At 71.5% G+C, this 9,777-nt stretch carries 9 protein-coding genes; 7 read left to right on the plus strand and 2 right to left on the minus strand.

The features are described 5' to 3' along the window. The 3 genes from VF697_RS25030 to VF697_RS25040 all read left to right on the plus strand — a co-directional run. A partial coding sequence (locus tag VF697_RS25030; RefSeq protein WP_331099162.1) for a M3 family metallopeptidase occupies nt 1-1,236 on the plus strand: 1,236 nt, incomplete at its 5' end. A gap of 111 nt (nt 1,237-1,347) precedes the next feature. After that, on the plus strand, nt 1,348-1,935 hold the full coding sequence (locus VF697_RS25035) for a TIGR02265 family protein (RefSeq protein WP_331099164.1): 588 nt from the start codon (nt 1,348-1,350) through the stop codon (nt 1,933-1,935). Between the two features lie 24 nt (nt 1,936-1,959). Then, a complete protein-coding gene (locus VF697_RS25040) occupies nt 1,960-2,616 on the plus strand; it encodes a phosphoribosylanthranilate isomerase (RefSeq protein WP_331099166.1) in 657 nt (218 codons plus the stop codon). Nucleotides 2,617-2,625: 9 nt separating this feature from the next. On the opposite strand, the gene VF697_RS25045 is transcribed toward VF697_RS25040, so the two are convergent. Both VF697_RS25045 and VF697_RS25050 read right to left on the minus strand, forming a co-directional pair. Further along, nucleotides 2,626-5,049 carry a ribonuclease H-like domain-containing protein gene (locus VF697_RS25045; protein WP_331099168.1) on the minus strand — a complete coding sequence of 808 codons (2,424 nt, stop codon included), beginning with the start codon at nt 5,047-5,049 and terminating at the stop codon, nt 2,626-2,628. Nucleotides 5,050-5,115: 66 nt separating this feature from the next. Further along, nucleotides 5,116-5,697 (minus strand): CDP-alcohol phosphatidyltransferase family protein, encoded by a 582-nt coding sequence (locus VF697_RS25050; RefSeq protein WP_331099170.1) that lies wholly within the window; start codon nt 5,695-5,697, stop codon nt 5,116-5,118. 149 nt (nt 5,698-5,846) lie between these two features. Here VF697_RS25050 and VF697_RS25055 point away from each other — a divergent pair, with 149 nt between their 5' ends. From VF697_RS25055 to VF697_RS25070, 4 genes are all read left to right on the plus strand, one after another. Then, entirely contained in the window at nt 5,847-7,643 is a 1,797-nt protein-coding gene (locus VF697_RS25055; RefSeq protein WP_331099172.1) for a VWA domain-containing protein, read from the plus strand. 222 nt (nt 7,644-7,865) lie between these two features. Further along, complete coding sequence (locus tag VF697_RS25060; RefSeq protein WP_331099174.1) at nt 7,866-8,489, plus strand: DUF7594 domain-containing protein; 624 nt, start codon at nt 7,866-7,868, stop codon at nt 8,487-8,489. Between the two features lie 34 nt (nt 8,490-8,523). Further along, a complete protein-coding gene (locus VF697_RS25065; RefSeq protein WP_331099176.1) occupies nt 8,524-9,291 on the plus strand; it encodes a glutathione S-transferase family protein in 768 nt (255 codons plus the stop codon). Between the two features lie 76 nt (nt 9,292-9,367). Continuing rightward, nucleotides 9,368-9,777, plus strand: a 410-nt coding sequence (locus VF697_RS25070) for a 2,3-bisphosphoglycerate-dependent phosphoglycerate mutase (RefSeq protein WP_331099178.1), incomplete at its 3' end; no start/stop codon positions are given.

Genomic DNA, 9,777 nt, shown 5'->3' on the forward strand with positions numbered 1-9,777 from the left:
GTGCTCAACCAGCTCATCGCCCGGCGCCACGAGCTGGCCACGCTCCTGGGCTACCCCACCTGGGCCGCGTACGTCACCGAGACGAAGATGACGCGCACCCAGCAGACGGCGGCGGACTTCATCGACAAGGTGGCCGCCACCGCCGAGAAGCGCGCGAAGCAGGAGTACGCGCAGCTGCTCGCCCGCAAGCAGAAGGACGAGCCCAAGGCCACCGTGCTCGAGCCGTGGGACCAGGACTACTACGCGGACCGCGTCCAGGCCGAGCAGCTCGGCTTCGACTCACAGGCCCTGCGCCCCTACTTCGAGTACGCGCGCGTGAAGAAGGGCGTGATGGACATCACCGCGCGCATGTGGGGCATCACCTACGTGCCGGTGAAGGACGCCACCGTGTGGCACCCGGAGGTGGAGACCTACGACGTCACCGAGAACGGCACGCTGCTGGGCCGCATCTACCTGGACATGCACCCGCGGGAGGACAAGTACAAGCACGCGGCCCAGTTCGACGTCGTGGCGGGCCAGGCCGGCAAGCGCTACCCGGAGGGCACCCTGGTGTGCAACTTCCCGCGCTCCGGCGAGCTGATGACGCAGGACGAGGTGGAGACCTTCTTCCACGAGTTCGGCCACCTGCTGCACCACGTCTTCGCGGGCCGCCAGCAGTGGAAGGGGATTACGGGTATCTCCACCGAGTGGGACTTCGTGGAGACGCCCTCCATGCTGCTGCAGCAGTGGGCCTCCAACCCCACCATCCTCCAGGAGTTCGCCCGCCACCACCAGACGGGCGAGGCGATTCCCACCGCGCTGGTGGAGAAGCTCCGGGCCTCGAAGGAGTTCGGCAAGGGCCTGTGGACGCGCCGGCAGATGTTCCTGGCCGGGGTGTCGCTGGACTACTACTCGCGCGCGCCGGGCTTCGACACCACCGAGGCGCTCAAGAAGCAGCAGGAGAAGTACAGCCCCTTCCGCCACGAGTACCGGGACGGCACGTACTTCCAGCTCGCCTTCGGGCACCTGGAGGGGTACTCGGCCGCGTACTACACGTACGTCTGGTCGCTCGTCATCGCCAAGGACCTGGAGACCGAGTTCCAGAAGCATGGCTACCTCGACCCGGCCACCACGATGAAGTACCGCAAGACGGTGCTCGAGCCCGGAGGCTCCAAGCCCGCCGCCGAGCTGGTGAAGGACTTCCTCGGCCGGCCCTACGGCTTCGAGGCCTACCGCGCCTACCTCGACGCGCGGTAGCCCCGCGGACGGGCGGCCGCCCTGACGCGTCTCTCGGAACGAGGGGGGGATGCGTCGGGACGGGCCTTCCGGTATGAAGCGGCCCGGACATCGGGCGTTTCAAGGGGGCCCATGGAAACCGCTGAGATGTTGCAGCTCCGCATCCGCGCAGCCACCGACAAGGACATGCTGCTCGGCATCTTCTTCGATGCCGCGTTGAACACCCTCACACGCCTGCTGGGCGAGGCGGAGGTCGCGGCCATCCGCGCGGAGGTGTTCGGCAAGCGCAGCGTGGTGAGCTTCTTCCGCTACCCGGCGGCCGACATCCTCCAGCTCGTCGAGCAGGGCGTGAAGCGCAGCAAGCCGGGCTCGCGGAGCTACCACCAGGTCGCCATGGAGCTCGGCCGCTCGGCGGCGGGCACCTTCGTCGACTCGCAGTCCGGCAAGATGATGTCGTTCCTGGCGGGGGACAAACCCCACCGCCTCCTGGCGAGCGCGCCCGCGGCCTACAAGGCCGTCACCACCTTTGGTGAGCGCTCCTATGAGCGGGTGAGCGAGAACTCCGCCCGGATGCACTTCCGAGCGGACCTGCTCGGCCCGAGCTGGCAGCAGGGCGTGGTGGAGCAGGCCCTCGGCTCCATGTCCCAGATAAGGCCCCGCGTGCGTGTGGAGGTGAAGAACGCCTCTGGCACCGACTTCACCGCCCACGTGGAGTGGTAGGGGCCCCCTCACCGGAGAGCACCCGTGGACGCCGTCAGCACCCCACGCATCAAGATCTGCTGCATCGCCAGTGTCGAGGAGGCCCGGGCCGCCATCCGCGCCGGGGCCTCGGCCCTGGGGCTCGTCTCCTCGATGCCCAGCGGCCCCGGCGTCATCTCGGAGTCGCTCATCGCGGAGATCGCCGCCGCCGTGCCGCCGCCCATCGCCACCTTCCTGCTCACGTGCGGCCAGGACGCCGGGGACATCATCTCGCAGCAGCGGCGCTGCCGGACCAACACCGTGCAGCTCTGTGACCGGCTCACCTCGGGGAGCTACGCGGACCTGCGCGGGGCCATGCCCGGCGTATCACTCGTGCAGGTCATCCACGTCACCAGTGAGGAGTCGCTGGAGGAGGCGCTCTCCGTGGCACCGCACGTGGACGCCTTGCTGCTCGACTCGGGCAACCAGTCCTTGTTGGTGAAGGAGCTGGGCGGCACCGGGCGCGTCCATGACTGGAGCGTCAGCCGGCGCATCCGCGAGCAGGTGCGCATCCCCATCTTCCTCGCCGGAGGATTGCGGCCGGAGAACGTGCGCGAGGCCATCCAGCAGGTGGGGCCTTTCGGGCTCGACCTGTGCAGCGGCGTGCGGACCGCGGGCAGGCTGGACGAGGAGAAGCTCGGACGGTTCTTCGCGCGGATCTGACCCCCGGTCTCACCCCGCCTCGTCCCGAGCGGGCTCACTCAGCGGATCCGACAGGACGGTGAGGATGGGCCGTGCCTGCTCCAGCAGCGGAGCGAAGAGGGAGAGCTGCTCGGGGTCCGCGAACACCGCCGCGAAGTCCTCGGGAGCCAGCGCGCGCACCAGCCGGGCCGCGAACGTCTCGCGCAGCAGCCGGACATAGTACTCGACGTCGTAGTCCTCGCGGGGGGCACTCCGGGCGCCACCGGTGTCGTCGCCATCCGGGTCCGGCAGCAGCCCCGCGCGCCCTCCCGTCGCTCGGTAGACCCGGACGTGCTCGCCGACGGTCCAGTGGGTCCGCCCACTCGCCAGCACGGCCTCGTAGGACAGCTCGCGCCGGCTCTCGCGCACGGCGAGGTACTCCCTCGGGCTCTTCGTGAGCCGGACCCGTGCGGCCACCTCGAGAACCGGCACGGTCCGCCGGCGCAGGGCGGTCACCGTGTCCACGTAGACCTTCCGCACGCCCGGGAGGTCCCCCGCGAGAAGGCAGCTCAGCGCCCGGCGCAGGAAGCTCTCGCCGAAGGGCTCCGCCCGGCTGGAGCGGAACGCCACGCCGCGCAGGACGAGGGGCCCCTCGTAGGGCTGGAGCGCGTAGTTCTTCGGCTCGTGCGAGAGCATCGCGGCGTAGCGCCCGTCGAACTCGAGCCGGACCCGGGGCGGTAGCAGGGCCGCGACCTCGGAGACCACCCGGCGCTCGTCGGCCTCGCGCCAGTCGTCCGGCACGGCGAAGTACACACCATCCGTGTCGGCCTCCAGCAGCGTGACACCCCGCCGGGCCAGCTCGCGGCAGAGAAACCCCAGCAGCTCGCGCCCGCGCCGCGTCACCTCGTTGGCCGCATGCACGTCCGAGAAGCGCGTGAGCCCCACCGCGCCGAGGTAGCCGTAGGCCGAGTTGACCACGATCTTCATCGCCGCCGAGAGCGCCTCGTCCGTGTGCCGCTCCGGCGAGCCGGGCGCCGCGGCCCGTGCCCGCGCCTTGGCCGCCAGCCGCTGCTCCACGAGCCGATCGACCAGGGCGAGCAGCACGCCGAGCCGATCCCTCCGCGGGCCGATCCGATACTCGCGCATCAGCGAGGGATAGAGGCTGGCGACGTCGGCCTTGACGATGTGGCGCGCCACGCCCGTGGCGAACAGGTGGAGCGCCGCGCCGCTGTGGGGCGTGCCATCCCCTCCTTCGTGGGCGGGCAGCGCGGCGCCCTCCCGCAGGTAGGCGCGCACGAGGAGCGGGTCGAGCACCCCCGTGGCGGGCCCCGCGTCCGCGAGGCGCTCGTAGCGACGCGGGGCCATGCGGGCGAGCGCGAAGGCCGCTCCACCGAGCAGGCGCGCGAGACCGGCGGCCTCCGTCACGTCATCCCGGGCGTAGCGCCGCACGCGCTCGGGATCGTTCCGGAAGACCTCGGACACCCGGGCTCCTGGAATGTGCTCCCGCTCCGGCCCCGCGAGCCCCAGGTGCCGCGCGACGGCCTTGAGCCCATGGCCCGGCAGGTCTCGGGCCGCGAAGTCGTGCCGCATCACGGCGTCCAGCGTGTCGATCAGCTCGCGGCCCGGCAGCGTGTACCGCGAGCGGCGCATCGGGTCGGCGGCCTGACCCGCCCTGCCTCGTCCCAGGGCGGAACCGCGCGAGGCGGGGCGCAGCCGCAGGCCCGGCTTGCCCGCGCGTCCCAGCGCGAGCGGTACGCCGAGCAACCGCGCCCGGCGGGCGAGGAACGGCAGGTCGAAGCCGTGCAGGTTGTGGTTCTCGATGACGTCGGGATCCAAGGCGCGGACGCGCGCGACCAGACGCTGGAGGAGGTCGGCCTCGGCGGCGGCATCGTCGCCGGAGACCTCGAGGGTCTCGGTCCCCCCAGAAGGAGCTCGCAGCGCCACGAGGAAGATCCGATCCCTGTCGGGATCCAGCCCGGTGGTCTCGAGATCAAACTGCATGCGGTGCAGCTCATCGAAGCCCAGCCCGCGAAAATACGTGCGCCCCGACGCGATGAGGTACTGCTCCTCCGGTGGCAGCGCGAGCACCGTGTCGGCCCCCAGCTCCCGCAGGTTTCCAAACGGGCGGCCCAGGCGCCGTGCGGCGCCATGGAGCACGGCCGCGGCCAGCGCGCGTCCATCGTCCGCACGGACGACGTAACGAAGCGCGCCGGGCCCCTGGAGCTCCTCGTAGCTCACCCGGTTCGGCGCGGGCCCCTCACGCTCGGGCCGAAGCCTCTCGCCGAGGTGCGCCAGATCGTCCAGCGAGGCGAGGAGCAGCCAGGAGCGGAAGCGCACGTCGTCCCGTACGAGGGCACCGGTCCCCGGGAGCCGCCGCCAGACGAAGGCACGGCCATCGGGCTCCGCCCACACCGAGACAATGCCCGGCGTGGGATCCCACCCCCAGAGCCACTCGTCCTCCCGCGTGTCGGCCATCACGTTTCCGTGGCACTCGAATACCACGGCCCCGCGCGGCGAGGAGCCGGGCCGGAGCCCGAAGCGTCACGCGCCGCGACCGGAGGGTGTGGGGATGTTGGGGCCCCGGGGCCGAGGGGCACCGGGACGCGACCTCGCCCGCCACACCGCCGCCGTGTAGTCCACCACCGACGCGAGCGACGTGAGCCCCACGGCGATGACCAGCGGGCGCACCAGCACCGGCGCCACCAGCACCGCCAGCAGTGCGCCCAGTTGCAGCGTCGTCACCACCTTGCCCAGCACCCGCGCCTTGAACATCACCACGCGGAACCGTGGCAGGAGGCGCGACACCACGAAGCCCAACCCCGTCGCCACGTCCCGCATCACCAGGACGCCGAACTCCAGCGGTGTCAGCTGCCCCTCCAGCACGAAGGTGAACAGCGCCACCATCACGAAGCCCCGATCCGCGATCGGGTCGATGAGCGCCCCCCAATACGACTCCAGGTGCTTGTGACGGGCGATGTACCCGTCCAGGAAGTCCGTCAGCCCCGCGGCCACGACCAGAGCCACCCGGGCCCAGGGGTCCTCCAGCACGACGAAGAGGGCCGCGAGCGGCAGGCGGGACAGCGACAACGCATTGAGGAGCGTGAGGCTCGTGCGGCGGCGCATACCGCCTTAACCTAGGGATGGCTCCCGCCCGTTACCTGCGAAGAGGCAACGGCCTGCCTGCCCCTCCGCTCGCCCGCCGTGGAACCTGCCGCACGCGCCGTTGTCCAAGGGCTCCGAGAGACGAACCCCACCCATTCTGGAGGCAGTCCATGAGGCGGAGTCCCCTCGCCGTCACGGGAGTCGTGTGCGCGCTGGCTATTGGGAGCTGGACACTCGGCGGATGCCAGCGCTCCGAGGACGCGCCCAAGAAGCTGGACCGGGCCCAGGTGGAGCCGCCACGAGCGGAGCCCCAGGCCGGCGAGAAGGTCGCTGCTCCCGAGGCCAAGGTGAAGGCGGCGTCGAGCGCGCCCCCGGGGGACCCGAAGCAGGCCACGGCCAGGCTCTTCAATGGAGGCAATGGTGGGGGAGGCCTGGGCCTGGGCATTGGGGGCATCGGCACCAAGGGCCGGGGTGGAGGCGTTGGCGCCTATGGCTCGGGGAGCGTGATGCTGGGCGGCAAGGCCGGCGTGCGGCTCCCCACCGCCACCGCCACCTTTCCCGCCGAGCCGCGCGCCAGCAACACCGAGGAGTACCGTGACCCCGGGGTCAATCCCTTCGTCACCGCCGCCGAGGACCGGCTCTCCACCTTCGCCCTCGACGTGGACACCGCCTCCTACACCCTCGCGCGGCGCAAGCTCCTCGAAGGCGCGCTGCCCCCGCGCGAGGCCGTGCGCGTGGAGGAGTTCCTCAACTACTTCCGCTACACCTACCCCGAGCCCGAGGGCGCCCCGCTCGCGGTGCACCTGGACGCGGCGCCCTCGCCCTTCACCCCCGGCCGGCACCTGCTGCGCGTGGGCGTGCAGGGCAAGCGCCTCAGCCTCTCCGAGCGCAAGGCCGCGCACCTCACCTTCCTGGTGGATGTCTCCGGCTCCATGCAGTCCCCCGACAGGCTGCCGCTCGCGAAGCGCTCGCTGCGCATGCTCGTGGACAACCTGCGCGACGGGGACACCGTGGCGCTCGTCACCTACGCCGGAGGCGTGAAGCTCGCGCTGCCTCCCACCGGCCTGGAGCACAAGGCCCTCATCCACGCCGCCATCGAGGACCTCACCGCCGGCGGCTCCACCGCCATGGCCTCGGGCATCCAGCTCGCCTACCAGCAGGCGATGAAGACGCTCGATGGGGACTCCGTCTCGCGCGTCCTCATCCTCTCCGACGGCGATGCCAACGTGGGCCCCACCTCCCATGAGGAGATCCTCCAGCTCATCCGCGGCCACGTGAAGGAGGGCATCACCGTCACCACCGTGGGCTTCGGCATGGGCAACTACAAGGACACGCTCATGGAGCGCTTCGCCGACCAGGGCAATGGCAACCACTACTATGTGGACTCGCTCCTCGCCGCGCGCCGCATCTTCCAGGAGCAGCTCGGCGGCACCCTGGAGGTCATCGCCCAGGACGTGAAGCTCCAGGTGGAGTTCGACCCCGCCCAGGTGGCCCGCTACCGCCTCGTGGGCTACGAGAACCGGGACATCGCCGACCGCGACTTCCGCGACGACAAGGTGGACGCGGGAGAGCTTGGCTCGGGCCACACCGTCACCGCCCTCTATGAGCTGGAGTTGAAGCCCCACGCCGGAGAGGGCCTGGCCACCGTGCGCCTCCGCGCCAAGCGTCCCCGGGGCGAGTCGGCCTCCGAGCGCGTGTACCGCTTCCCCGCCGGAGCGCTCGCGGCCTCCTTCGCCGAGGCCCCCGGGGACCTGCGCTTCGCCACCGCCGTCATGGGCGCCGCGGAGATCCTCCGCCGCAGCCCGCACGCCGAGCGCTGGAGCTTCGACCAGGCGCTCGCGATTGCCCGGGGCGCCACGCCCGCCGGCAACGCCGAGCGCGAGGAGTTCCTTTCGCTCCTGGAGCGCGCCCGCTCGCTCGGGGGCCGCGTGGCGCGGCGAGGGGAGGAGCCGGCCGGGGGCCGCTGAGCCCCGTCGGGTGATGTACACGGCCCGGCCCCAGGGGGCCGGACGCGGGCCGCCACGCCTCACGCTGCCTCCTGGCACGTCCCCCGAGGGCACCGCGCCATCCCACGGTGAGCACGGCGCCGCCCTTCGGGCGCGGGGTTTCACGGACAAGTCGGGTTGGTCCGGCGCGCGCTTGCTGGCACCGCCGGTGCAGAGCCGGCGCACGACGGCCAGGAGGTTGGAATGAAGCAAGATGTGCGCTGGGGTGGCAGGGTTGTAGCCGGGTTGGCAGCCCTGGTGCTGCTCACCCGGTGCGGCGCGGAGACGCCCGCGCGCGAGACGGAAGACGCCGAGTGCCAGACGAGCGCGGGCCTGAGGCAGCTCGCCCTCGCCCCCGCGGCGGATGCCTATTGGGTGGATGGCCAGGAGAGCGCGGTCTTCGGCGAGGAGCGCAAGCTGGTGGCGGACAACTTCACCCGACGCTCGGCCTACCTGCACTTCGCGGTGCCCGAGCTGCCGGGCCCCGTGCAACACGTCACGCTGCGCCTGTACGCGCTGGATGGCAGCGTCGATGGACCGAAGCTGTACGCCGCCACCACGGACTGGACGGAGGGCCTCTTGTGGTCGCACCAGCCCCCCACGCGGATGGGAACCCCCCTGAGCGATGTGGGGCTCGTGCCGAACGGGAGCTGGGTGGAGTACGACGTGACGAGCACGGTGACGGGCTCGGGGGCGTATGGCTTCGCGCTCGTCACCGAGTCGCGCGATGGCGTGGACTTCGCCTCGAAGGAGCATGTGCGCCGCGAGTTCGCGCCGAGGCTCCTCCTGACGGTGGATGCGCCCGAAGGGAGTGGGTGCGGCCCTTGACGCCAGGGGGGTGGGCCATGCGGAAGTGGGGCCCATGACTTCCCCCAACCTCCCGAAGCTCGTCCTGTGCGAGCTGGGCGAAACCAACGTCCCCGGCCTGGAGAGCTACTCGCCGTTCTGCCTCAAGGTGCACCGAGGCCTGAAGTACCTGGGCCTCTCCTACGAGCGCCGCCACGGCATCCCCAGCAGCTTCAAGAAGTACCACGCCACCGGCCAGGTGCCCGTGCTGCTCATCGGCGACACCGAGGCCGTGGGCGACTCCACCGACATCCTCAAGCGCCTCCAGACGCTCGCGGGCCGCACCTTCCACGGCACGGACGACGCGAAGCTCGCCGCCGAGGGCGTCCTCTGGGAGGAGTTCGCGGACAACGCGCTCGCCGGCTTCTTCATGGCCGCCCGCTGGGCCGATGAGCGCAACTGGCCCCGGCTCCGCGACGTCATCTTCGGCAACATGCCCGGGGTGCTGAAGAGCGTCATCGGCGCTCAGGTGCGCAATCGCATCGTCAAGGGCCTGGTGGCGCGCGACATCTGGCGCGCGGGCCCCGAGGTCTGCTGGCGCCGCTTCCAGGAGACGCTCGACGCGCTGGAGGCCCGCGCTCCCGAGGAGGGCTTCTGGCTGGGCACCTTCTCCACCGCGGACATCTCCCTGTTCGCCCTGCTCCACGGCCTGCGCAATGAGCTCACCCCGTGGCAGCGAGACCTGATCGCCGCGCGCCCGCGGCTGTCGCGCTACCTGGACCGGGTGGACGCGGCCACGGGTGGCACGGGCTCGGCCGGCGCGTCGCGCTCGTCGGCGGCGTAGCGGCGGACAGTCCCCGGGCCGGGGCCCCTCGTCCCCGTTTACAGCCCCGCCCGGGTTGAAGTAGGGGCACGGCCCTATGCCCATCCTCGCTCTCGTCCGACACGGACAGTCCCTGTGGAACCATGAGAACCGCTTCACCGGCTTCGTGGACGTGCCCCTGACGGAGAAGGGCCGCGACGAGGCCCGGCAGGCCGCCAGGACCCTCGTGGGCCTCACGTTCGACGTGGCCTACACCTCGGCCCTCACCCGCGCCCAGGAGACGCTGGCCCTCATCCTCGAGTCGCTCGGCCAGCGCGTCCCCACCATCCGCGATGCCGCCCTCAACGAGCGCCACTACGGCGACCTCCAGGGCCTCAACAAGGAGGACGCCGCCAGGCGCTGGGGCGAGGACCAGGTGAAGAAGTGGCGCCGCTCCTATGACGTGCCGCCCCCCAATGGCGAGTCGCTGGAGATGACGGCCCGGCGCGTGCTGCCCTTCTACGACCG

The organism is Archangium sp. (assembly GCF_036388035.1).
GTDB lineage: Bacteria > Myxococcota > Myxococcia > Myxococcales > Myxococcaceae > Archangium.